The sequence below is a fragment of the Cytobacillus purgationiresistens genome, assembly GCF_030813235.1.
Lineage (GTDB): Bacteria > Bacillota > Bacilli > Bacillales > Cytobacillaceae > Cytobacillus > Cytobacillus purgationiresistens.
The window spans coordinates 50921-74185 of the sequence record NZ_JAUSUB010000001.1; the positions used below are offsets into that span (position 1 = coordinate 50921).

Here is a 23265-nt window from a genome sequence, read left to right on the forward strand (position 1 = left end):
CATTCAGTTTCATATTATTAATTAAAGGGGTCTTCTAAATGGACATCGTTAACCAGCTGATTTCTACATATGCTTCTTTTTTCGACTGGGCTATGTGGAATGAGGTGCTAACTGATCCGGTTTCATGGGGTTTTATTGGCACGCTCGTTGTTCTGGAAGGTTTGTTATCTGCTGATAATGCACTTGTATTGGCTGTTATGGTCAAACATTTGCCTAAAGAACAACAGAAAAAAGCGTTAACCTACGGATTGTTTGGAGCATACTTCTTTCGTTTCTTATTCATCGGACTTGGCATGTGGTTAATAAACTTTTGGTGGATTAAGGTACTCGGAGCGGCCTACTTAGCTTGGCTGGTGATTAAACAGTTTTGGCTTAAATCAGATGAGGAAGATTTAAGTGGTGTAAAAAAAGAGGGTTGGCTGATTCGTACATTTGGTATCTTTTGGGGAACCGTCATTTCTGTGGAGTTAATGGATCTTGCATTTTCTGTAGATAGCATTCTAGCGGCGTTCGCCGTATCGGATAAAGTTTGGATTTTACTTCTCGGTGGTATGCTGGGTATCCTAATGATGAGAACAGTTGCTAAATTATTTTTAGCATTAATTGAAAAGGTTCCAGAATTAGAAAATACCGCATTTATCTTAATTGGTATCATCGCTATTAAAATGTTTTTAAGTGTTTTTGGAATAGAAATTGGGCATGTATTATTCTTTAGCATCATTATTCTTGCTTTTGTTATTACATTTATAGTCCATTATTTTAACAATAAACAGGGTGGACATGATCACGTAGCATAACTATAAATCATAAGAGTATCCTAACAGATATCATCAAAATAAAAACAGCAGTCACTAAAAATGAGCTGCTGTTTTTTATATTAATATAACATCGCCAATGAATCAATAATAGGGGGTAATCGATTATCAAGGCGTTTTCGAATTTCTGTTTATTTCACAATACTTTCTAAAACATCATCAATAATTTGGCTGTTTGCAATCGTTCCAGTATAAAGCCAGCCTGTATCACGAGTATATTCGTGCAGATTTCCGTTTTTTACGGCAGGGATGTTTGCCCATAAAGGATCTTTTAACATTTCTGACCCAGTTTCTTTATCGCTATTGATAAGGAAAAGGTGATCGGCATCCAATTCTGCTAATTTTTCCAAAGATACTGCAGACCAGTTGCCTGTCGCAGATGCAGAAACCTCTTTAACTACCTTTGGTACTGGCATACCAAGATCGCCATATAATACAGCACCAGCTGAAAGATTTTCACTAACCATAAACAAGCTATTATTCACTAGCCAAATCGCTGCAACCGATTCGCCTTTATGGGATTCTTGAAGCTGTTTCTTCGCTTTCCCGGCTTTTGCATCATAATCACTTAAGACTTTGTCTGCCTCAGCTTCTTTACCAAAAATTTTACCTACCTGACTTAATTCTTCACGCCAGTCATTATTCTCTTCTGTTCCAATTACATAAGTTGGGGCAATTTTTGAATATTGATTATATTTACTACCTTCGACCATTCCTGCTGAGTCCATAATTAATACATCTGGTTTAAAGCTAGTTACAGCTTCGAGGGGAAGGTCATGGGCAATCTCAGGTACATCCTCTAAATATTCACTTAAATATTCTTGTTTACCATTTGCCACCGACCATTGGGCGACTGGTTTAATATCTAGTGCAACTAAATGGTCTTCTAAATATGTAGCAATGACTCTTTCGGGATTCGCTGGAATTGTTACTTCATTACCCAGTGCATCTGTTAAAACCCGATCTTGCGTTTCCTGCTGTGGACCTTTGTCTTGATTGTTAGACTGGTCTGTATCACCGCTACAAGCAAATAAAGCGAGTGAACTACTTAATGCTGCAGTTAACAGCAGATTTTTTTTATTTAATGCAAACAATGGTTACCCTCCTAGTGCAAATATGATATAATTTCTAAATAAATGATAACAATTCTCATTATCAATTACAATGATTATTTTTTATTTTAGAGAAAGCAGGCTACATAATGGTATTGAAAGAAAAAAGTTTTTCTAAAAAAACTATAATTGCACTGATTATTTTAATATTAGGTTCATCTTTTTTAATCTTATCAATGGCATTCTCAATTGCATTTGGTGCAGCGAATATTGATTTGGCTACTGTGTGGCAAAGTGTGACTTCATTTGATGCTGGCCGGACTGAGCATCAAATCATACATAGATTAAGGATGCCCAGAGCAGTTGCAGCCGCCCTCGTTGGTGCTGGATTGGCTGTTTCAGGAGCAATAATGCAAGGGATGACGAGGAATCCGCTCGCTTCTCCATCTATTATGGGTGTGACGGCTGGCGCAACATTCATGATAGCGTTGGCGTTAGCCTTCGTAACGTCTCTTTCATCTCTTGGTTTAATGCTGGCTGCTTTTATTGGGGCAGGAGTAGGGGCTGGCTTGGTGTTTGGAATTGGCAGTTTGTCAAGAAATGGCCTTACACCTGTTAAGCTGGCACTTGCAGGGTCAGCAATAACTGCTTTGCTTAGTTCCATTTCTTCTGCAATTGCCATTCAGTTTGATGTGGCTAAGGATTTAAGTTTTTGGTATGCAGGGGGTGTAGCGGGCATTCAGTGGGCAAATGTTACACCTATTATTCCGGTTGTCCTTATTGGGTTAATCATTGCGTTCATGATCAGCAGTTCCATTACTGTCATGAGTCTCGGTGACGATGTGGCAACAGGGCTTGGTCAAAGGACAGGATTAGTTAAAATTCTTGGCATTCTTGCTGTTTTACTACTAACAGGAGCAGCGGTTTCTATATCTGGAACAATCGGCTTCGTTGGATTGGTGATTCCTCACATCACTAGATTTCTGGTAGGGACAGATTATCGCTGGATCTTGCCATGTTCCGCAGTATTAGGTGGGTTGCTGCTTGTTTTAGCTGATATTGCGGGAAGAATGGTTAATCCGCCATTTGAAACACCAGTAGGCGCTATCACTGCTCTCATCGGTGTTCCTTTTTTCCTTTACTTAGCTCGCCGTGAAGGGAGAGGACTGTAATGCAGAAGAAAATAATCCGTGTAAAATGGGTAGGATCTTTTTTAATCATCGCTATACTTATAACGTTTTTCGCCAGTTTAAGCATCGGTTCCAGCTTTATTTCACCAGTAGATGTCTTCAAGACTTTAACGGGGACGGGAGAATTTGATTTAATTATCTTCGATTTTCGATTGCCGAGAATTGTCATCGCTTTATTAATTGGTGCTGGAATGGCTGTCTCAGGTGCAATTTTGCAAAGTGCAACGCAAAATGGCCTTGCTGATCCAGGAATATTAGGGATTAATTCTGGTGCAGGCTTTGCCGTTATATTATATATCTTCTTCACGCAAGGCATTAGCGTTAGCTCACCGATTCTTTCCGTATTTATCATGCCCTTATTCGCTTTAGCGGGGGCCTTAACCGCAGCTAGTTTGATCTATCTTTTTGCATGGAAGAAATCAGGCGTAACTCCAATCCGGCTCATTCTGGTTGGGATAGGGATTAATGCTGCCTTTTCTGCATTAATCATTATTTTTCAATTGAAAATGGATCCTCGAACCTTTACACAGGCTACTGTATGGTTGTCTGGGAATATCTCAGGCGTAGACTGGATCTATGTTTTATCCTTACTCCCTTGGGTAAGTGTGTTTATTCCACTTGCAATATTTAAATCACGGTATTTAAATATTTTAGGACTTGGAGATGCAGCATCCATTGGGTTGGGAGTGAATGTAAATAGAGAAAGGAAGTTCCTGCTGTTTATTTCTGTGGCATTGGCTGGTTCATGTGTAGCAGCAGGTGGAGGAATAGCCTTCTTAGGGCTTGTTGCTCCGCAATTAGCAAAAAAACTGGTCGGACCGCGAAACGAGATACTCATTCCAACATCTGCATTAGTAGGCGCATTACTCCTTCTGCTTTCGGATATGGTGTCGAGAGCGCTCATAGCTCCGGCTGAAATTCCAGTCGGGCTGGTCGTTTCCGCTTTAGGTGCTCCATATTTTATCTATTTGCTAATTAAGAGCTAAACAGTCTCCCTTCAGGTTAAAGAAAAAGGTATTTTGGTCATACTAACCTTTAACTAGATGAAATGAATGGGGGCGTAAAAAAATGCCGAAAAAGGCAGCAGAATCAATAGAGCCAAAAGATGCCGCTAACAATCAGGCAGCTGAAAAGGACAAAGAAATCGCAGAACTTAATCATATGTTAGCAGCAGTTCTCACTTATCTTTCTGATGAAGAAGTAGAAGAAATTGATATCGAATATCTTCTCACTCATACTGAGGGTTTGCGCGAGTGGTGGGACCAATATCGAGAAACCAATAAGAAGCAGATAGAAGAAGAAATAAAGCAATCACTAGGGGGATTATCTTTAAAAGAGTTAGAAAGTATCCGGGAAACAATTAAGGAACGAAATAAATAGTTCAGAAAAAGGCCAGAAAAGCCTTGAGTTTTATAGGGTTTTGTTGAAATAAAAAAGGCAACTCTCAATCCCATGGGTTTGGGAAAAAATCATGATATTCCTACTTCCAATCTTAAATTCTACAACCTGAGTATTCTTATGTAAGAATACTTTTTTTGTATAAAAGAAGGAAAACGATGTGCAAGGCAGAATTTATTCTAAAGAATAAAAGGGGGGCTGGATCACTTGCGCAAAACTTGTATTCATCCCTGGACAGAAGTATGGGAAAAGAGATATAAAGCAGAAAAGCTGGTTCTTGAGCAAATTTACCAAGATGAATTAGAAAGGCTGATACCAAATCCAAAAAATTGATACGAATGGAGTAGATCATGGTTATTGCCAAACAAGAATTTGAAGTTAATGGGCAGAACTATACCGTTAGATCTGCAATCGAAAAGGATGCTAAGGATTTAACGGAAGTAAGATTGCAGATTGATGGAGAAACCGAAAATCTTGATAGAGAAAAGGGGGAGGGGCTTATTGATATACCAGGGTTTGAACAGATTATACAAACGGACACCGAGATGGAAAGAAACCTATTTTTAGTTGCGGAGGTTGATAATCGGATTGTTGGATTTTCAAGATGTGAAGGCATTTATTTAAATAGATTCTCTCATAAAACAGAATTCGGAGTATGTGTATTAAAAGAATTTTGGGGTTATGGTGTTGGGACGAACCTCTTAAAAGAATCTATCACCTGGGCTGATTTGAATGCCATTAAAAAAATCACTTTAAATGTTTTGGAAACAAACATTCGTGCCATTCAACTGTATAAAAAACTCGGTTTCGAAATCGAAGGTATATTAAAAAATGACAAAATTCTTTCAGATGGAAAATATTATAACACGATTATAATGGGAAGGTTTAATGACTGATTATTATTCGTAAACTTATATAAAAGGTAATCCTCCTCAAAATAGGGTACTTAAAGAATGGCGGGAAGTCTAAAAGAGTCGTTGTTCTATTTATTAAGGGGGAGAGAAAATGTTTTCATTTAAAGTAGATGAGGAATTATCAATCGAATTATTTCAGCAGCATCATAAAGAAGAATTGTTTTCTTTTATAGATGAAAATCGAATTCATTTGCGAAAATGGTTATCATGGGTAGATAAACGGGAAAAGGCAGATGATCTTGATCCGGTGATTCGGGTTTGGCTTCAGAAATATGCAGACAATAACGGTTTTGATGCAGGTGTCAGGGTTAATGGACAGTTGGTTGGCATGATCGGCCTCCATCAAATTGATTGGAAAAACAGGACAACTAGTGTAGGCTATTTACTCGGAGAGGAAGCGCAAGGTAAAGGTGTAATTACTAGAGCTTTATCAAGTTTGAACGATTATTTGTTTGATCAAATGGATTTAAATCGAGTTGAAATTCAATGTGCAGCCAGTAACCATAAAAGTATGGCTGTTCCAGAACGGCTAGGTTTTATGAAGGAAGGAATGGTCAGACAGGGGCAATGGCTGTATGATCATTTTGAGGATATTGTAACGTATAGTATATTGAAAGAAGAATGGCTTAATAGAAAATAAGATCAAATGAGTGTTTTTTCATATCCAATTATCCCTTTTTAGAGTGGGATAATTGGGTTTTTTTTTTGAGCTTTTTAGGTATATGCAAGATATTTGCAGGGGCAAGTAAAGAACTGATATACTCATCAAAAAATATCGAAAGTATGTTAGTAATGAAAATTAGATAATAAATTTCTAGTTTTCCTGTTATATCTCCATAATGAAATGAACAAACTAAGTTCAATTGATTAATTATGTTTGAATTGTAAGTTTATTGAAAAAAAGCTTGTGAATCATGGGTTTTGAAGGCGGTTACATATCTAAAAATAAGAAAATATGAAATAATTATACCTAATCTATTTTCAAATTCGACAAATTCCAGTAAAGTAATAAGAGTTATCTTAGAAAAATGAAAAGAAGGTGAGGAAAATGTCGAAAGAGCAGAAAGCTTATACGCGGACAAACTTAATTGGTCTTATATTAGGACCAGTGCTAGCGTTATTGGTATTCTTTTTAATACCAAATGACATGATTGCATATGAGGGAAGAGTTGTAGTAGCGAGTATTGCTATGATTGGTACATATTGGGTTACTGAAGCGGTGCCTATGGCAGTAGCATCATTGCTTCCATTAATAATTATTCCATTATTTGGTGGAGCCCCAGTAGATGTTGTATCCCGTTCATATGGTGAATCAGTTATTTTCATGTATATGGGCGGTTTCATTCTTGCCATTGCAATTGAGAAATGGAACTTACATAGGAGAATTGCTTTAACCATTATTGACATGATTGGTACGGAAAGTCATAAGATTATTCTTGGTATCATGTTGGCAACAGGGTTATTGACGATGTTTATTTCCAACGCGGCCACAGCATTAATGATGCTTCCAGTTGCTCTTGCTTTAATTTCTGAGGTAAGAGAGAAAAAGATTCTTGAAGATAAGAACCTGCAATTCTTTGCTAAATCGATTTTGTTAGCGGTTGCATATAGTGCAACAATTGGCGGTTTAGCTACACTTGTGGCAGCTGTTCCAAATGCTGCGCTTGCCGGGATTGCTAAAATCCAGTTTGATGTTGAGGTTACATTTGTACAGTGGTTAATTTTTGCTGGACCAGTTGCTGTCATTATGTTTGTATTCCTTTATTTCTACTTAACCAAAATGAAATTCAAAGTGAAAGTAACCAATCAAAAATCAGTATCTTTTATTAAAGAAGAGAAGAAAAATCTTGGCAAAGTGAAGACTGAAGAGTGGATTGTTATTGCGGTATTCTTAATGACTGTGTCATTATGGGTAGGGAAACCGGCGATTACATGGGTTGCAGATAATGTGAGCTTCCTATCATTCTTAGGAAATCTAGGGTCATTACCGGATGCGAGTATTTCCATGTTGGGTGCTGTTTTATTATTCTTCCTACCAAGTACGCATAAAGGGGAAAGAATTCTCGAATGGAAAGATTTAGAAAAGCTTCCTTGGGGTGTGCTCGTTCTATTTGGTGGAGGACTTGCTTTAGCAGCTAGTCTAGAACATTCAGGTGTGAATGAATTTATCGCTGTTGCTTTACAGGGACTTCAAGCTTACACACCGTTTATCATCATATTATTGCTTGTCGTTATTGTTTTGGGCATGACCGAAATCTTATCGAATACTGCTGTGGCTAATCTTGTTTTGCCAATATCAGCAGGACTAGGAATTGCCATCGGAATTGATCCACTTATTATGATGGCAGCAGTTGCGCTTGCTGCAGGTTCTTGTTATATGCTACCTGTTGCGACACCGCCAAATACGGCCGTATTTAGCGCGGGTGAATTGGAGATTTCTGATATGGCTAAAGCCGGAGTTTGGCTAAATATAGTGAGTGTTATTGTCATCACACTTGCTGTGTACTACTGGATGCCAATTGTTTTCGGAATAACGATCTAATCTAGAATTGGTTATGAGAGGATGTCCTCTTGGACTTCTCTCTTTTTGTTAACAATGTTTAGATACTTGCATACATTATAGTGGGGAAACACAGAGGGTGTATAAAGGTACAGAGATTAGTCAACTTGACCAATCTTGGCAAAGCGAAGAAACGTGTGAATTCCACACGTTTCTTTTTTGTGAAGCAAGATATTTGACTATGAGTGTCATTAGTATAGTATATTATTTTAGGGAAATAGTAATGATAAGGAGTTGTTTCATGACCACTATTCTTGTTTTTTTAGCCTTCATTTGTCTTTACGGCAGCATTTGCTTTTACATAGGAGTGAATGGTTGGGGTTGGCTAAAAGCTACATTTTCATTTAAATATAAAAAGTCCTATATCGCGGTTATATCCTTCCTATCCATTTCGTTTTTCGCCTCCTTTGCCCTTTCTTCTCCGCTTTTGGAGATGGTTGGCGGCTATTGGTTAGTAGTCGTTGGATATAGTTTACTTTTACTGCCAATAGCAAATCTGATTTATTTTGTAACGAAGAAGAAAAGAAAATGGAAAATGGGTTTAGGGTGGACAATTGTTATATTCTTTATGTTTGTATTTATTTATGGTTCATTTAACGCGTGGACCCCTGTTGTAAGGGAATACGATATAGCAGTTGACAAAGAAGTCAAAGGGAAAAACAAAGAGTTAAAGATTCTTATGGCTTCAGATCTGCATCTCGGAACAATTGTAGGTAATAATCATCTTGAAAAGCTTGTGAAAATCGTTAATGATGAAAGGCCTGATATCATTTTTTTACCAGGGGACATAATAAATGATGATATTACTTCATATGTTGAAGAAGAAATGAGAACGACTATGGAAAAATTAGCTGCACCTCTTGGCGTATATGCAACTCCTGGTAACCATGACTATTATGGTGGGGATAACGAGGATATTAAAGCGGAACTAGAGGATATTGGCATCCCTTTTTTAATGGATGAAGTTACAGATATAGAAGGGCAATTGACGATTATAGGAAGAGAAGATTATTCTAACAGAGATAGAAAATCACTCGAATTATTATTGAAAGATGTTGACATGACACAGCCAGTTATAGTGCTAGATCATCAGCCTCGAGAAATAACCAAAACGCAAAAATTGGGAGTAGACATGATTTTTTCAGGACACACACATAGAGGTCAATTAGCTCCAGCCCATTTAATTACTCAAAGAATGTACGAGAATGATTGGGGTTATTTGAAGAAAGAACAACTGCATTCCTTCACTTCATCTGGGTTTGGCCTCTGGGGTCCTGCTTTGCGTATCGGCAGTCAATCTGAAGTAATGGTTATTAATGTAACATTCAATTAAACTCAACAGACTTGTTGGGTTTTTTTGTGAAAGCTTGCTATTTTACTCTATTTGTTGATTTTCCCATGCGCTGTAAAGTCCGCTACCCTCACAGCTAGCACAATAAATGGCTTCGTCATCTAGAAACATATACTCATTTCCTGGATAGTAAGGGAATCCTCTTCCTCGGCAATCCGGACATTTATCTAGTTCCTTCATTTTTGACACATGTTTTTCGTTCATTGATGCTTTCCACTCGTTAAATGCTTGAAATAAACCCATCATATTTCCTCCTCTTCTTTTATATATAGTTTGGTTTAGTGGCAAGTATTTTATACATCAAAGTGAGTGAGGTGAGTCAAAGTAGTACAAGCTAAAATTATTAAAAAGTAGTATCTTGGAGATTTTAAAGTTGATGAGAAGGTGTTATTTTTTAGATAGCACCTCATACGCTTATTTCAAAAACCCTTGAAAAGATTACTTGAAGAGCATTTACCAAATGATTACTGCGATAATTGTAGAAAGGATTAGCCTGATGATTACTGGGAAAAGGTTCTTCCTTCCCGGTTCGAATGGGGATACACCACAATTGGTTTCTTTCTAAGAGATGAGTTAGGTCGTTTTGATGAGAGTAAAATAAATCTTTGTTTTTCATACAAAACAAAAAAAGTAAATCAAGAAACCAATTTCCTACTTTGACACACGTATATAATCAGCACCACCTACTTTTTTCTTAGTAATCTAGTAAATCCTGCGGAGTAAATTTATTATAACTGAGTTTTTAAAAGCAAAAAAGTCATTTTTATAAAATTGTAAATATTTTAATTAGTCGAAAATCTTTCATAATAATGGAAGGAGAATGAGGTGCCTGTCACCTCCAAAATTCGACAAGTGTAAATCCCTTTATAGTTTAAGATCCTATCGTTGAGTTGAACTTAATAGATCGGTTGTGATTTATAAAAAAAAGTCGGTAATCCTCAGCAGAGGAAAACCGGCTTTTTACTAATGTGAATGTCGAATAATGTAGAAACATGGAGGTGACAGGCACCTATTTCCTTTTAGTTATTATCAAGATGGCTGGCAGGAACAATCCTCGGATAATGAAGGTGTCGAGGAGGATTCCGAGTGCCATGGTGAAGCCGAATAGGAATAGTTCTTGTAAGGGCTGTGTCATTAGTACGGCGAATGTGGCTGCTAGGATTAATCCAGCAGATGAGATGACGCCGCCGGTTAATGATACGCCTCGGCCAACCGCTTCTGTCCATGGAAGATGCTTCGCTTGTTCGCGAATTCTTGACACGAGCATGATATTGTAATCGATTCCCAGTGCCACCATGAAAACGAAGGTATAGACAGGTAATCGGTAACTAATCGCATCATAGCCCAGGATATTCTCGAATATCCACCAGCTAAATCCTAAGGAAGCGAAATAGGATAGAAGAATGGTTGACATCATCAACACTGGCAGAAGGAATGATTTTGTTTGAATCCCAAGTACCAATGTTAACAGGACAGTGACCACTGATAACAGAACAATCATATCTCTACTATTCATCGTCCTGACATCAAGCTGCTGTGCGGTTTGGCCAGCAATATGCAATTCATAATCGCCGCTTGTGAATCCTGCATCTTTTAAGATATCACCTTCTAGCTCCCGCAAGTTTTCAACAGTGTCCAATGCTTCTTCATCATAAGGATTATTGTCTAATATCAGTTGAAGACGGTATGCCTTGTTCGATTTTGCTGCGAAATTCCGCGGCAGATTCTCTTCTCCGCTAACCATCTCGTCGGTCAGCTCTGGTGAAACAGAGGAGACACCAGATTGACTTTGCAGCTGATCAACCATTCGTTTAACCTTTTGTAAGACTTCTTCACCTGGCGTTACACTATCCGTGCTAGCTAAGAGAATCGTGACTGGTGCAAGTTGACCAGCTGGGTAATTTTCTTCTAAAAGCTCAAACCCTTGTCGTGAAGAAATATCCTCAGGGAAAGACTTTAACAGATTAAATGAATAATTAATCGTTGAAAAATTGAAAGCTCCAATAAGAAATACAATAAGAAGTATTCCCGCAAACCAACTTGGACGTTTTACGACTTGTTTACTTACCCTATTCCAGAAATGATTTTTCTCTACTTTCGTTTCCTCCATTTTTGGAACAAATGGCCAGAATGCCTTTCTGCCCATTAAAGCAAAGATACTTGGTATGAGTGTCAAACCTGCTAATAGAATGATGACGACAGCGATTGAGAAAACTGGCGCAAAATGATTATATGGCTCAAACACAGTAAAAAATAATGTCAGCATTGCAAGCAGGACTGTTCCACCGCTAAAGAATATCGGTTCTGATACATGATGCATGGCCTCCTGCATTGACCCATATTTAGAGACATTCCTCCGTAATGCCTCTCGATATCTTGAAAAGACAAACAAGCTGTAGTCTGTTAATACGGCAAACAATAAGACAAGCATGATTGAAACCGCAGATCCATCAACGGCGAACCATTCAGTTTTCCCTGCCAGTCCCAGCAATCTATCAACGATTGCATACACTACACCTGCAATAATTAATGGGGTGATGGCAAGCAATGGTGAACGATAGATAATGATTAAGATAATAAAAATTAAGGCAATGGTGCCTATCATAAGCACAAAATCCGCATTTCTGAAAATGGAGATTGTATCAGCTGATATACCAGCCGGACCGGTGATTTCAAATTGCAAATGATCAAGTCCCAGTATTTCAACCTGTTCACGTAATTGTTCCAATGTTTCATTTGCTTCATCTGATTCGAGTTCCGCTGTTAATGCTAAATTAAATATAAGTGTACTCCCGTCCTCAGAATACATTTCATCCTGGACTGAGGATGGGAATTTGTGGTATGGCAAAGCACTTGCAATATGATCTGGTCTCTCGTCTGATGCAAGCCAATTGCTAAATGCTGTTATTTGTTCACGATCGGAAGAAGTAATCTCCTCTTCATTGTGAAAAACTAATAATGCAGTCAGCCCCTCATCGCTTGGGAACTCCTCCTTTTGTAATTGAGCAGCAACCTCTGAAGGTAGATCCTGGCTCACGCTTTGTTCTTGACTCGTTCCGGAAAATTCTTTAGACCCTGGTGCTAAAATACTTAAAAATATAGCAGCTGCTATCCAAGTAAAAATAACTATTTTCGCACCTTTTGAGCTGCTTGAGAATTTTACTAACTTTTGAATTTGGTTTTGCATAGGGCTCATCTCCTCTTGTACTAATAATAAAAATGAAATTTGAACGGAGGATGAACAAGAATTTACAATCTTACTTTCGAATGGGTTTGGTAATTCTTTTGCTCAAGAAATTTTTTTTTTGCTAATGGAGATTTATAGGGTGACGAAAGGCATATAGACGTTATATATGGCTTAATCTAGGAGAAGTATCCTTTTCTTCTTTCATATGTTAAGCTGTTTATGTCGGAATTTTCATTATAATATGGTGGGTTTTGCGTGAAATATGGAAAAAATAAGAACAAATTTATAAGGTGAAATGACGTCCTGAACAAGCCTTCCGTGATATGGAGATTTTGGGTGAAAAAATGAGACGCCATCTGACACAGAATTTGATCATAATCATTTCAATATGACTACATATACTTAGAAAAATTCATATGATAAAAGGAGAGAAGACGATGGAGGTTGCAATTGTTGCTTTTGATGAGTTTACAGATATAGATGTTTTTTTGCCATGGGATATTTTAAACCGTGTAAAGCTTCCTGGCTGGATTGTCCAAATATACGGGACAAGTGAAAGTCATATTTCTGTAACTGGTCTGACTGTCCCTGTTCATATGCCTATTGATGAGCTAAGCCATGCAGATGCAGTTTTGTTTGCTAGTGGTCCTGGGACGAGAAAGCTGTATCAGGATGAGCAATATTTGAAAAGAATCAATGTAAATCCGTCTGAACAGCTCGTTACCTCCATGTGTTCAGGTGCTCTTCTCTTGGGCGCACTTGGTCTTTTAGATGGTAAAAGAGCTACCACTTATCCAACAGTTAAGGAAGAGCTGGCACAGTTTAATGTCAATATTGTCGAAGAATCACTTGTCGTCGAGAACAATATAGCCACTGCGGCGGGTTGTTTAGCTGCACAAGACCTATCATTTTGGATTATAGAGAAATTAACTAATGAAAATGTGAAAAATGAAGTTTGGCAGACCATTCAACCTATTGGCCAGAAACTAGCTTAGCGATTTGATTGGGGGTATATAAGGTTTGGAGAGAAAACGCATTTTTACGGGATTAACATGGGAATCGGCGGTTGGGTATTGCCGAGCCATAAAAATTGGCGACAGGATAGAAGTTGCTGGAACGACAGCAATGATTGACGGAAATATAGTAGGTAGGCGATCCATATGAGCAAACCAAATATATATTAAATACAATTAAAGCAGCAATAGAGGAATTAGGTGCTGACCTAACAGATGTAGTGAGAACTCGAATGTTTGTAACAGATATATCCCAATGGGACGAAATAGGAGATGCGCATGGCGAATTCTTTAAAGACATTCAACCAGCAGCTACGATGGTTGAAGTAAAAGCACTCATTGATCCGCTACTTCTTGTTGAAATAGAAGCTGAAGCCATTATCACCGACTAAACCAAGAAACTACATCTTCAGCAATCAAAGTGGAGTTCCTGGTTAGGATAAGCAATATATTAACAAACAAAATCAACAATCATTAAAAACCATGTGAGAAGTTCTTACAAATTTCATGCAAGTTGAAAAAATCACCTGTATATTTAATATAAGATCCTAAGCCCCACTTGGGAGGAAGATCCGGAGAAGAATAAATATTCTTCCCGGGCTTTTTTTTTTGAGACGGATGGGAGGAGGCGTGTATCAATCCAGGAGCAACCAAAAGGGTTCACCTTATTCTTCGATAGCTGCTTCAATCTCCATTAGAACTTCACCGATTTTCCGTTTATGAATCACGAGGTCTGCGTACAAATCAAAATCAGTTGGTTCTTGATTCACAATGACAAGCCTTGCCCCATTTTCCTTTGCTATTAATGGAAATTGATTAGCTGGAGTGACAGTTAATGAGGATCCGAGGACGATGATTAACTCGGCTTTCTCAGCTTCATCATAAGCCATTTGAAAAGCATCGGTGGGTAATGATTCACCAAAGAGGACGACGGAAGGCCGTAATATTCCACCACATTCGCATTGATAGTCTTGGTGCATATACTTTTCACTGCTATATTCTTTGCTGCAGGACTGACAATGCAGTTTTTGTAAGGTACCATGAAGCTCCGCGACCCGAACAGATCCAGCTTCACCATGAAATCCATCAACGTTTTGCGTAATGATGGAATGAATCAGCTCCTCCTGTTCCCATTTAGCTAATATAGTATGACCTTGATGGGGTCTATACCTCTTAATCCCCACCACTCTTTCTTTATAAAAATCAATAAATTCCTCGATATTATGATTTAAAGCCTCGGTTACTCGCTAGCTGGCTAGGGTCTTTTTGCTTCCAGAGTCCAGTTGATGAGCGGAAATCAGGGAGGCCGCTCTCAGTTGACATGCCGGCGCCTGTGAAGACGACCGTGTAATTTGAGTTTAAGAGCCATTCTTTTAACAAAAATAATCACTCACTTTCAGCTGTTTACTCTATTATAGAGAAAAACCTGCTCCAACAGTAAACGAGCAGGTCCATAAATAATATTATTCGTTTTCGTAATATTCTCCAGTTGTTTGCTCTGCATTAAATGTCCAGTTGACCCGGAGCTTGCCCCTTGGAATTGGTTTTGATTTTCGCCATTATCAACAAATTCGAAAAGAACAAACATCTTTTCTTTTTCACCAGCAGATATGCCATCAGGAATTTGTTCGTTGCCCACAAAGGTATCAATTGCAGCGATATCAGGCTGCTGGGTTTGTAAATCATATAGTGTAGTTTCTACGATAGGTACTGTCGCACTGCTGGTATTATACATAATTGTTACTTCAATATGATTGCCGAAGTCATCAACATTATCAGTCTTTGCATCCTCTACAATATATTGCGTGTCGAGCAGCACCTTGTGAATATCGAGTGATCCATTATTCTCTAAAGTAAATTCGCGATAAACTTCATCGCCTGGCTTAATATTATCAATATTTACAACAAAATCTGGATTGACTGCTAAATCGAGTGTTCCAGCAGCAAATGTGTTTTGCGTTGCGAAGGTATCACTGAAATAGGCGTATGTCCCACCGCTATTAAGTGAAAGTCCAAGTGCAGCAGTCATTAAGTTTTTCTCGTGAATTTAAATTTCATTTGTCTTCCTCCTGTTTTTTAAAAAGTTAATATGTATTCACTCTCTATTTGAAATGAGGCAGAGCCTGGTTTCAAGCACGGTAATCATGGAACTCAAATGTAGGTGACTTTATGGCTATACAACAGAATAATAGAGAGAAATAGCTTTATTAAACGGCTTCTTGAACCATTGTTTCTTCCTCTCTGGGAAAGCTTGAGAGCAATAGTATGATACCCGGAATAATCAGCAGGGCTGCTGTGCCTTCTTTAGATTGGGCAACGCTAAGTAAATACCCGATATATGGAATCGTGATGCCGGAATATTGACCGACAACATCGAAGGCGGGAACAGTCCATAAGTCAGCTCCATTATTGTTATCGCCTTTTGTTTTATAGGTAGTCCCTCCATTTTTAATAGATACTTCCTCAATTCGGTGAGTGACAAGCTGATTATCTTATCTCCAGCCTGATAAGTTTTCGGGTCCTTCTTAGTCTCAATAGCAATAACTGATCCAGTCATGAACGTAGGCTCCATCGACCCTGATAAGCCGATCGTTAGAAGCCAGCATATTTTAACCGCTCAAGGACATGCATTTATTGAATTCGGCATAGAGCTTAGTAAAATGATGCAATTAACCAATGAGGAAACAATCGATTTTTATCGGGGTAAGAAAAATCACTATATGGAATATTCATTAAAATCACTGTGATGGTCAAGTCTCTGAATAAGAGGAAATATATACAGAAAATTGCCTTCACTTATCCAGGGATAGGAGATTGGCAATCTTCTGTATGTGTTAACTTCATCCTAAACTTGCTGGCTCCTTTCAGACTCAACTGGCGATTCCATAGAAGCATCCTTATTAGATGCGTTTAATAAAACGACACCGCCAATTATAAGAGATAGCCCAGCAAAAGTGAGAATATTAAATGGATCATTCCAAATCATCACACCGATCAAGGCAGTCAGGGCTGTACCAACTCCTGACCAAATAGCGTATGCTAAGCTCAACGGTAACGTTTTTAAACAAAGAGATAATGAGTAGAAGGATAATCCATATCCAAGCAGTACCCCAACGGAAGGGAGAAGGACAGTAAAGCCTTCCGATAGTTTAAGCATAGTTGTCGCGAATACTTCAAAAACAATTGAAAATGATAAGAATAGATAGCCTTTCACAAGAATGCCTCCCATTATTTAGTGCACTCCGCCATTTGCAAGATTAAGCATAATGACTCCGCCGATAATTAAAATTAATCCACATACTTTTTTAGAATTGATTCCTTCTTTATAAATAAAAATGCCAACGAGAGCAGTAAGGGCTGTCCCTAATCCAGCCCAAATGGCGTAGGCCGTCCCTAAAGGGAGAGTTTGCAGCGTTAATGATAATGCGTAAAAAGCAATTCCGTATCCAACGATGACACCTATCGAAGGCAGTAATTTCTTAAATCCTTGTGTTGCTTTTAACATAGAGCTCCCAAATACTTCGAAAATAATTGCGATGCCTAATAATAAAAATGGATTCATGTATATCCTCCTATTTGGTCATATCCAGTAATCTCTGTATAACTTGTTCCCGTAAATCGCCTTTTATTGGGGCGATTTGATACATTTCGGAAAAATACAAACCGTCGATCGCTAATCTAATAATGGTTGAGTCGACTGGATCGAGTCCGTCATTCATGATCTGTGTTTGAATCGATTGATAAAGTTCATCGATGCTTCCTTGCAAATCTTGATCAAGAAAAGAATTGGCAACGATCCCGACATTCAACTTGGCATGATGATCAAGATCCCATTTTGAAAGCTCGATTAATGCCCGTGAATATCTTCCTTTTTCAACAGGGTCTTTCTCTGCCTGTAAAAGGAATCGTTCATTAAAATCTTCAAAGATATATAAAGCCAAGGCTTTCAACAAAGCCTCTTTATTTGGAAAATGATATAATAATCCTCCTTTACTAATTCCTGCAGATTTTGCAACTGCATCTAATGTCAGTGAGTAAATGTCATTCGAGAGTATAAATTCTGTTGCAGATTTTAAAATGAGCAGTCGTTTCATATTTGCTTTTGAATCCATGTCATCACGCCTTTTTTTAAAACCGTCTGGACGGTTTTTTTTTGTATATTGAATTTATCATTATGTTTGGTGCATTGTCAATTTATATTTTTCCCCTTTGACAATGAGCTGTGTTACAGTCTATTCAGAGAAATGTAAAAAACAAAGCAAAAAAAAGAGCCTTTAAGGCTCAAGAAGCAAACTGGTAAGTTAGCAAAAAGTGATTTTATTAATTACATGATTATCATATGCCATATGGACAAGTCGGTGATTGGTTAATTGAATAAAACTCAGATGAGATGCCATAAAGTCGAATTCGAAAAGGAACACTAAGTGAATTGTAAGAAAAGTTGATATAATTACAAAGGGACTGTACCTTCGACGGTTATTAATCGTCTTAGCACAGTCCCTATTAAAAAAGGGGGGGATATTGTTTGTCCTAGCTGTAATTATAGTATAGACAAAATATATTAAGAAGATATGAACACAAGATGACCAAATGGTTAAATAAAATTGAGATTTTGTAACAGATTCCGCGCCTAAAGCAGGTCAGATCTGAGCACGTCGTCTTCGCTATTCGATTTGCCCATCATTATTGTCTAGCCAATTGACGTGAAACAATCGCATGGGGATTTTCGATTAACGATATGAAATGATAATGAAGGGTTGAGTGAAGCGTATGAGTATCATTTGTTTAATTAGACATGGGGAAACCGATTGGAATGCTGCAGGGAGAATACAAGGTAGAACTGATATTCCTTTAAACCTTAAAGGGGTGGAACAAGCTAAGCAATGTGGAAAGCATCTATCTGCTAATGCAGCAGACATGATTATTGCCAGTCCATTAACAAGAGCGAAACAAACAGCAGAAATTATACAGAAGGAAGTGAATCTTCCTCTTGTGTTTATGGATGATTTTATTGAAAGATGCTTTGGGGAAGCAGAAGGGATGACATTCGATGATCGCCGGAGTCATTTTCCTGATGGAAACATCCCTGACCTAGAATCAATAGAAACGTTAACCTCACGTGTGATGGATGGGATAAAGAAAATAAACAACAACTATCCAGGTGAAAAGCTTTTACTTGTGGCCCATGGGGCTGTGATCAATGCGATTTTATCTCATTTGTCTGCAGGGGAAATTGGTTCGGGAAAGACCAGACTTATGAATGCATGCTTCAGCAACATTCACTTCAAGGATGAAAAGTGGCTAGTCCATAATTTCAACCAAGTCTCACATTTAAAGGCAGATTAACGGACTTCTGAGCTCTTTACTGAGTCAGAGTCTAAGTCTGTAATGAAATCAAGATTGCTCTCTTTACACCTTTTTAAAGATCATTACTCACTAATTTGATTTTTTAGAGAATTATATTAAAAAAATGAAGGAATTTTCTCACTAATAATCGTATATAGTATATTATCGGAATTAATAAGGAATATTTCCTTAATTAATCATTTAAAAAGGAGAGACAGTCTATGACATTCACATTTAAAGGTAAAGCAAATAAAGTTCTAGATGAAATCGTGGCATTTCGCAGGGAGCTTCATGAGTATCCAGAGTTAAGTGGGGAAGAGGTAGAAACCTCCTTAAAGATACAAGAAAATTTACGGAAGCACGATATACCATTCCACACCGGTTTTGCGAAAACAGGTGTATTAGGAATGATTAAAGGTGGAAAACAAGGCGGAATAGTGGCTTTGCGTGCAGATATTGATGCATTGCCAATCACAGAAAGAACTGGATTAGCGTTTGCTTCTAAAGTGGAAGGAAAGATGCATGCATGCGGTCATGATAGCCATACTGCTATGCTTCTTGGAGCTGGAATTCTATTAAATGAATTAAAAGACGAGATTAGAGGAACGATTCTGCTAGTTTTTCAACCTTCAGAGGAAAAATCTCCGTTGGGAGGAGCTCGCGAAATGATGAAAGACGGTGTATTTGCAGAGTATCCTCCTGATGTAATCATCGGCCAGCACGTATGGCCAGATTTGCCTTCCGGTCAAATAGGTGTGCGTTCAGGACCAATCATGGGTAATTCTGACCGTTTTAGTATCACTGTCCATGGTTCTGGAGGTCATGCAAGCATGCCTCATACAGCTATTGACGCGATTGCTGTTGCCAATCAGGTAATCACAATGATTCAAACAATTGTTAGTCGTAATGTTGATCCTATTCAGTCTGCAGTTATTACAATTGGAAAAATATCCGGTGGGGTTGCACACAATGTAATCGCTGATGAAGTTGTTTTGGAAGGAACGATAAGAACGCTTTCTAATAAGGTGAAACAACAAGTGAAGAAACGTTTTTTGGAGGTAGTAAATGGCTCTATAAGTGCCATGGGTGCGAGAGCGGAAATCGAATACTTGGATGGATATCCTGCGACAATTAACACTCCGGAATGGGCAGATAGAGTGAAACAGACTGCGGTAAATATGTTTGGCGAGGAGAATGTTCCAGCAGTGGCACCTTCCATGGCAGGTGAGGATTTCGGGCGATTCCTTCAGAAGTATCCAGGTGTTTATTATTGGCTAGGGTCTTCATTAGGCGAGGGTCAAAAACCGCTACATAACCCATCCTTTATGGTGGATGAAGAGATCTTTCCCAAAGGCATAGAGTTAATGTCCCAGCTAGCAATTGATACATTAGCTCAGATTAGAAAATAAGAATGAAGTAATGAATGACTGGAGGCAATCGACAAGATGCAGATGGAAGACTTCATCAAGACCATTACCCCGTATTTAATCAAAACTCGCAGACGAATACATCAATATCCGGAAGTGGCTTGGACTGAATATATTACCACGGCAACAATTGCTGAAGAGCTCAAAAGCCTATCATTTTCTTTATCTATGGGGAAAGAGGTGCTGGAGAGCAGCAAAAGAATGGGGCTACCAACTTATGAGGAAATCGCGAATAATGAACGTCGAGCGAAGGAAAGAGGCATCTCCTCGCATTATCTTGATAAGATGAAGGATGCTCACACTGGTCTAGTTGCAAAATTTAATACACGAAAGCCAGGGAAGCATATTGTATTGAGGTTTGATATAGATGCCTTGCCAATTGATGAGTCAGTGGAAAGTGGTCATATTCCAGCGGACCATGGTTTTTCCTCAGCAAGACCGGGCTATATGCATGCATGCGGCCATGATGGCCATGCTGCAATCGGCATAGGTGTTGCTCACTTTATTCATGCATTCCAAGCAGAGCTAACAGGAAGGTATACCCTTCTTTTCCAACCGGGAGAAGAAGGAGGGAGAGGCGCCAAACCAATGGTCGATAAAGGTTTGTTAGATAAAGCAGATTATTTTATTAGCGGTCATATTGGCATCCATTCTTTAAAAATCGGCGACATTGCTGCGACAACGAATAAATTCCTTGCAAGCACAAAGATTAATGCAGTCTACCATGGTAAATCAGCTCATGCCGGCCTTGAGCCGAATGAAGGGAAGAATGCTCTTTTAGCTGCGGCGGCTGCAACACTGCATTTGAATGGCATCACCCGTCACGCAGATGGGCAAACAAGAATTAATATTGGCAAGCTCGAAGCTGGCAGCGGCAGAAATATCGTCGCTGATTATGCAAAAATGGAAATTGAAACACGCGGAGAAACAACGGAGTTAAATGAAGACTATATGGTACCGGAGGCCATAAGGATATTAAAAGCAAGTGCAGCACTCTATGATGTTGACCCGGAAATTGAAGTGATGGGCTTCGCCCCGAGTGAAGAATGCAGTCCGGAGTGGACGAATATTGTTGAAAAAGCAGCAAGAGAAAGCTTCTCGATCAAAAAGGTTATCCCGGTTTTACCTATGGGTGCCTCTGAGGATGCGACATTTATGCTTCAGAGAGTAAAGAAAGTTGGCGGATCTGCCACCTATATGATTTTTGGGACCCCGCTAGCGGCAGGCCATCACCATCCGCAATTTGATTTTGATGAGGAAGTGCTCTCTGTAGCTGTTGAAGCGATTGGCCGTGTTATTCTGCAGCTGCAGAAATAAATAATCTTTTTTTGTTTTCTTTTCATCCCATGTGCTTCATACAGAAAAACATTCGTTAAAGTGTATAGAGAATAAGTGTTTCCATGTTAAAATAAACAGATAGCATAGTTGTTGAAGATTCATTCATTTTACATAACTTGAAGAATGATTTTAACATTGGAAGCAGGTGTTCAAAATTGAAAATAAGGGTTGGGGTAGTAGGACCGTCAGACTCTGTCAAGCAGATGATGGAGGTTGGAGAGCAGTATAAAGATCTGAGTCTCATTCCTTTCGTATATGATAATACTGAGGAAACAGAACAAATCATTATAAAGAATAAAGCATGGGTCGATCAATGGCTTTTTTCTGGCCAGGCTCCCTATTATTTTGCTTTATCCAAAGGGGTAATAACCGAGCATGAAGCAACTTTCACCCCTTTAAATGGTGCAAGCTTATTAGCTGTCCTTTTACAGGCTTATATAAAAGAAGAAAAAGTGTTGAAAAGATTCAGTTTAGATACAATTCAAGCCGAAGAAATCGAAAAAGGTCTTAATCCTTTAGTAGACCATAATATCCTATTTCATCTCAATGCCTATGAAGGCTATATGCCAGCAGAGGAAATGATAAAATTCCATAAAAAGCTATATGAATCAGGGAAAGTGGACGCCGCAATTACCTGTCTTAACACAGTTTACCAGGAATTATCGGCCGCTAATATTCCTGTGTACCGGATTATCCAATCTGAGCTTTCTCTTCATCGGTCACTTGAGCATATTAGAGAAAAAGGTCATGTTAGCTGGTATAAAAAATCTCAGCTCGTAATCATTGGAGTAGAAATGATACAATCATCTTCGCTTTCCCATGATGAACAGCTTTTCTCATTTAAAGTAAAGCATCAAGTACTTGAGTTAAAAAGAGTATTATTGCAAGTAACAGAAGAGGTAAATGGGTCGATTGTACAAATTGGTGATGGGATTCACTATATTTATACAACGAGAGGCGAGCTTGAATTATATATGCGGAATCAATCGATGATATCCATCTGTGATGAAATATACATCCATAGTAAGCTGTTTGCAAGAGTGGGTGTTGGATACGGTTTGACGGTGTTGGACGCAGAGGAAAACGTAGGAATTGCCTTCGATCATGCTAGAGAAAAGAAAGTGCCAGTTGTCGTCACTGTTAATGAAGAAAAAGAGGTAACGATATATCTGGATGATGGTGAAGAGATATCTTTTTATACGAGAAAATACGGAAGAGAATGGGAAAAAATCTTTAAAGATGCAGGCATAAGTCCTAAAATCGTTTCGAAAATTGAATCATTATCAGTTCATTATCAAAAAACAGCCATTACATCACAAGATTTAGCCCATTGGCTAAAAAGCACAGATAGAAACGCGCGGAGGATTCTAGTGGAAATGGAAAGGCTAGGCTTGGCGAAAGTGTCCGGCGAAGAATCTGGGCATCGAGGCCGCCCGCGTAAAATTTATGAATTGCAAATCAATCAAATAGGCTTGAAGGCTTAAAGAATCCGAGTAAACGTGCTCGGGTTCTTTTTTGTTCGTTCATCAAATAGAGAGAAGAGAAATACTTTAACTTACTAAAATGTTAAAAGATAGAATAATATATACTTTATATTGAGAATTATTGGAAATTTGATAAAAAATTAAAAAATAATTAAATAAAAGTCTATTCTGAATTAAAAACCAATGATAT

Annotated in this window: 21 protein-coding genes and 4 pseudogenes; 16 read left to right on the forward strand and 9 right to left on the reverse strand. The window is 38.4% G+C overall.

Annotated features, from left to right (window positions below; translation table 11 throughout):
• Positions 1 to 38 precede the first annotated feature (38 nt).
• Entirely contained in the window at positions 39 to 797 is a 759-nt protein-coding gene (locus J2S17_RS00250; protein ID WP_307470756.1) for a TerC family protein, read from the forward strand.
• A gap of 149 nt (positions 798 to 946) precedes the next feature.
• Here J2S17_RS00250 and J2S17_RS00255 read toward each other — a convergent pair whose 3' ends face one another.
• Entirely contained in the window at positions 947 to 1909 is a 963-nt protein-coding gene (locus J2S17_RS00255; RefSeq protein WP_307470761.1) for an ABC transporter substrate-binding protein, read from the reverse strand.
• Between the two features lie 107 nt (positions 1910 to 2016).
• On the opposite strand from J2S17_RS00255, the gene J2S17_RS00260 reads away from it, so the two are divergent.
• The 8 genes from J2S17_RS00260 to J2S17_RS00295 all read left to right on the forward strand — a co-directional run bounded on the left by J2S17_RS00260 (position 2017) and on the right by J2S17_RS00295 (position 9262).
• Positions 2017 to 3039 (forward strand): FecCD family ABC transporter permease, encoded by a 1023-nt coding sequence (locus J2S17_RS00260; RefSeq protein ID WP_307470764.1) that lies wholly within the window; start codon positions 2017 to 2019, stop codon positions 3037 to 3039.
• Positions 3039 to 4043 (forward strand): FecCD family ABC transporter permease, encoded by a 1005-nt coding sequence (locus tag J2S17_RS00265; RefSeq protein ID WP_307470766.1) that lies wholly within the window; start codon positions 3039 to 3041, stop codon positions 4041 to 4043. The genes J2S17_RS00260 and J2S17_RS00265 overlap by 1 nt, the downstream gene beginning before the upstream one ends.
• A gap of 82 nt (positions 4044 to 4125) precedes the next feature.
• Complete coding sequence (locus J2S17_RS00270) at positions 4126 to 4437, forward strand: hypothetical protein (RefSeq protein ID WP_307470769.1); 312 nt, start codon at positions 4126 to 4128, stop codon at positions 4435 to 4437.
• A 225-nt stretch (positions 4438 to 4662) separates the two neighbouring features.
• The gene (locus J2S17_RS00275) at positions 4663 to 4788 is read left to right on the forward strand and encodes a hypothetical protein (protein WP_307470771.1); all 126 of its coding nucleotides are present in this window, start codon (positions 4663 to 4665) and stop codon (positions 4786 to 4788) included.
• A gap of 17 nt (positions 4789 to 4805) precedes the next feature.
• Positions 4806 to 5351 carry a GNAT family N-acetyltransferase gene (locus J2S17_RS00280; RefSeq protein ID WP_307470774.1) on the forward strand — a complete coding sequence of 182 codons (546 nt, stop codon included), beginning with the start codon at positions 4806 to 4808 and terminating at the stop codon, positions 5349 to 5351.
• Between the two features lie 109 nt (positions 5352 to 5460).
• Positions 5461 to 6009, forward strand: coding sequence for a GNAT family N-acetyltransferase (locus J2S17_RS00285; protein WP_307470777.1), 549 nt, complete (start codon positions 5461 to 5463; stop codon positions 6007 to 6009).
• Positions 6010 to 6417: 408 nt separating this feature from the next.
• Positions 6418 to 7911 (forward strand): SLC13 family permease, encoded by a 1494-nt coding sequence (locus J2S17_RS00290; RefSeq protein ID WP_307470780.1) that lies wholly within the window; start codon positions 6418 to 6420, stop codon positions 7909 to 7911.
• A 259-nt stretch (positions 7912 to 8170) separates the two neighbouring features.
• Positions 8171 to 9262: a metallophosphoesterase gene (locus J2S17_RS00295; RefSeq protein ID WP_307470783.1), complete on the forward strand. Its 1092-nt coding sequence runs from the start codon at positions 8171 to 8173 to the stop codon at positions 9260 to 9262.
• Positions 9263 to 9304: 42 nt separating this feature from the next.
• Here J2S17_RS00295 and J2S17_RS00300 read toward each other — a convergent pair whose 3' ends face one another.
• Together J2S17_RS00300 and J2S17_RS00305 are read right to left on the reverse strand one after the other, a co-directional pair.
• Positions 9305 to 9523: a methionine aminopeptidase gene (locus J2S17_RS00300; protein WP_307470786.1), complete on the reverse strand. Its 219-nt coding sequence runs from the start codon at positions 9521 to 9523 to the stop codon at positions 9305 to 9307.
• A 766-nt stretch (positions 9524 to 10289) separates the two neighbouring features.
• Positions 10290 to 12467 carry an MMPL family transporter gene (locus tag J2S17_RS00305; RefSeq protein ID WP_307470789.1) on the reverse strand — a complete coding sequence of 726 codons (2178 nt, stop codon included), beginning with the start codon at positions 12465 to 12467 and terminating at the stop codon, positions 10290 to 10292.
• A 437-nt stretch (positions 12468 to 12904) separates the two neighbouring features.
• On the opposite strand from J2S17_RS00305, the gene J2S17_RS00310 reads away from it, so the two are divergent.
• Positions 12905 to 13462 carry a DJ-1/PfpI family protein gene (locus J2S17_RS00310; RefSeq protein WP_307470792.1) on the forward strand — a complete coding sequence of 186 codons (558 nt, stop codon included), beginning with the start codon at positions 12905 to 12907 and terminating at the stop codon, positions 13460 to 13462.
• Positions 13463 to 13487: 25 nt separating this feature from the next.
• Positions 13488 to 13872, forward strand: a pseudogene (locus J2S17_RS00315) (RidA family protein).
• A gap of 273 nt (positions 13873 to 14145) precedes the next feature.
• Here the strand turns inward: J2S17_RS00315 and J2S17_RS00320 are convergent.
• From J2S17_RS00320 to J2S17_RS00330, 3 pseudogenes are all read right to left on the reverse strand, one after another.
• Positions 14146 to 14860: pseudogene (locus tag J2S17_RS00320) on the reverse strand (NAD-dependent protein deacylase).
• Between the two features lie 83 nt (positions 14861 to 14943).
• Positions 14944 to 15509: pseudogene (locus J2S17_RS00325) on the reverse strand (TasA family protein).
• Between the two features lie 178 nt (positions 15510 to 15687).
• Positions 15688 to 16064: pseudogene (locus tag J2S17_RS00330) on the reverse strand (signal peptidase I); the annotation flags it as partial.
• Between J2S17_RS00330 and J2S17_RS00335 the strand changes: the two are divergent.
• Positions 16036 to 16227: a hypothetical protein gene (locus J2S17_RS00335; RefSeq protein WP_307470794.1), complete on the forward strand. Its 192-nt coding sequence runs from the start codon at positions 16036 to 16038 to the stop codon at positions 16225 to 16227. The pseudogene J2S17_RS00330 and the gene J2S17_RS00335 sit on opposite strands and share 29 nt — an antisense overlap.
• Before the next feature lie 98 nt (positions 16228 to 16325).
• Here J2S17_RS00335 and J2S17_RS00340 read toward each other — a convergent pair whose 3' ends face one another.
• The 3 genes from J2S17_RS00340 to J2S17_RS00350 are packed head-to-tail and all read right to left on the reverse strand — an operon-like array spanning position 16326 to position 17592.
• On the reverse strand, positions 16326 to 16694 hold the full coding sequence (locus tag J2S17_RS00340) for a DMT family transporter (RefSeq protein WP_307470796.1): 369 nt from the start codon (positions 16692 to 16694) through the stop codon (positions 16326 to 16328).
• Between the two features lie 18 nt (positions 16695 to 16712).
• The gene (locus tag J2S17_RS00345) at positions 16713 to 17042 is read right to left on the reverse strand and encodes a DMT family transporter (protein WP_307470798.1); all 330 of its coding nucleotides are present in this window, start codon (positions 17040 to 17042) and stop codon (positions 16713 to 16715) included.
• Between the two features lie 10 nt (positions 17043 to 17052).
• Positions 17053 to 17592 (reverse strand): TetR/AcrR family transcriptional regulator, encoded by a 540-nt coding sequence (locus J2S17_RS00350; protein ID WP_307470800.1) that lies wholly within the window; start codon positions 17590 to 17592, stop codon positions 17053 to 17055.
• Between the two features lie 658 nt (positions 17593 to 18250).
• Between J2S17_RS00350 and J2S17_RS00355 the strand changes: the two genes are divergently transcribed.
• From J2S17_RS00355 to J2S17_RS00370, 4 genes are all read left to right on the forward strand, one after another.
• Positions 18251 to 18826, forward strand: coding sequence for a histidine phosphatase family protein (locus tag J2S17_RS00355; RefSeq protein ID WP_307470801.1), 576 nt, complete (start codon positions 18251 to 18253; stop codon positions 18824 to 18826).
• 221 nt (positions 18827 to 19047) lie between these two features.
• Complete coding sequence (locus tag J2S17_RS00360) at positions 19048 to 20235, forward strand: M20 metallopeptidase family protein (RefSeq protein ID WP_307470802.1); 1188 nt, start codon at positions 19048 to 19050, stop codon at positions 20233 to 20235.
• Positions 20236 to 20271: 36 nt separating this feature from the next.
• On the forward strand, positions 20272 to 21570 hold the full coding sequence (locus J2S17_RS00365) for an amidohydrolase (RefSeq protein ID WP_307470804.1): 1299 nt from the start codon (positions 20272 to 20274) through the stop codon (positions 21568 to 21570).
• A gap of 176 nt (positions 21571 to 21746) precedes the next feature.
• A complete protein-coding gene (locus J2S17_RS00370; RefSeq protein WP_307470805.1) occupies positions 21747 to 23075 on the forward strand; it encodes a hypothetical protein in 1329 nt (442 codons plus the stop codon).
• Positions 23076 to 23265 lie beyond the last annotated feature (190 nt).

Bases quoted from the DNA above. Each gene is read 5' to 3' on its own strand.
- J2S17_RS00250 (WP_307470756.1), top strand. From the start codon at position 39: ATGGACATCGTTAACCAGCTGATTTCTACATATGCTTCTTTTTTCGAC.
- J2S17_RS00260 (WP_307470764.1), top strand. From the start codon at position 2,017: ATGGTATTGAAAGAAAAAAGTTTTTCTAAAAAAACTATAATTGCACTG.
- J2S17_RS00265 (WP_307470766.1), top strand. From the start codon at position 3,039: ATGCAGAAGAAAATAATCCGTGTAAAATGGGTAGGATCTTTTTTAATC.
- J2S17_RS00270 (WP_307470769.1), top strand. From the start codon at position 4,126: ATGCCGAAAAAGGCAGCAGAATCAATAGAGCCAAAAGATGCCGCTAAC.
- J2S17_RS00280 (WP_307470774.1), top strand. From the start codon at position 4,806: ATGGTTATTGCCAAACAAGAATTTGAAGTTAATGGGCAGAACTATACC.
- J2S17_RS00285 (WP_307470777.1), top strand. From the start codon at position 5,461: ATGTTTTCATTTAAAGTAGATGAGGAATTATCAATCGAATTATTTCAG.
- J2S17_RS00290 (WP_307470780.1), top strand. From the start codon at position 6,418: ATGTCGAAAGAGCAGAAAGCTTATACGCGGACAAACTTAATTGGTCTT.
- J2S17_RS00295 (WP_307470783.1), top strand. From the start codon at position 8,171: ATGACCACTATTCTTGTTTTTTTAGCCTTCATTTGTCTTTACGGCAGC.
- J2S17_RS00300 (WP_307470786.1), bottom strand. From the start codon at position 9,523: ATGGGTTTATTTCAAGCATTTAACGAGTGGAAAGCATCAATGAACGAA.
- J2S17_RS00305 (WP_307470789.1), bottom strand. From the start codon at position 12,467: ATGCAAAACCAAATTCAAAAGTTAGTAAAATTCTCAAGCAGCTCAAAA.
- J2S17_RS00310 (WP_307470792.1), top strand. From the start codon at position 12,905: ATGGAGGTTGCAATTGTTGCTTTTGATGAGTTTACAGATATAGATGTT.
- J2S17_RS00335 (WP_307470794.1), top strand. From the start codon at position 16,036: ATGAACGTAGGCTCCATCGACCCTGATAAGCCGATCGTTAGAAGCCAG.
- J2S17_RS00345 (WP_307470798.1), bottom strand. From the start codon at position 17,042: ATGAATCCATTTTTATTATTAGGCATCGCAATTATTTTCGAAGTATTT.
- J2S17_RS00350 (WP_307470800.1), bottom strand. From the start codon at position 17,592: ATGGATTCAAAAGCAAATATGAAACGACTGCTCATTTTAAAATCTGCA.
- J2S17_RS00355 (WP_307470801.1), top strand. From the start codon at position 18,251: ATGAGTATCATTTGTTTAATTAGACATGGGGAAACCGATTGGAATGCT.
- J2S17_RS00360 (WP_307470802.1), top strand. From the start codon at position 19,048: ATGACATTCACATTTAAAGGTAAAGCAAATAAAGTTCTAGATGAAATC.
- J2S17_RS00365 (WP_307470804.1), top strand. From the start codon at position 20,272: ATGCAGATGGAAGACTTCATCAAGACCATTACCCCGTATTTAATCAAA.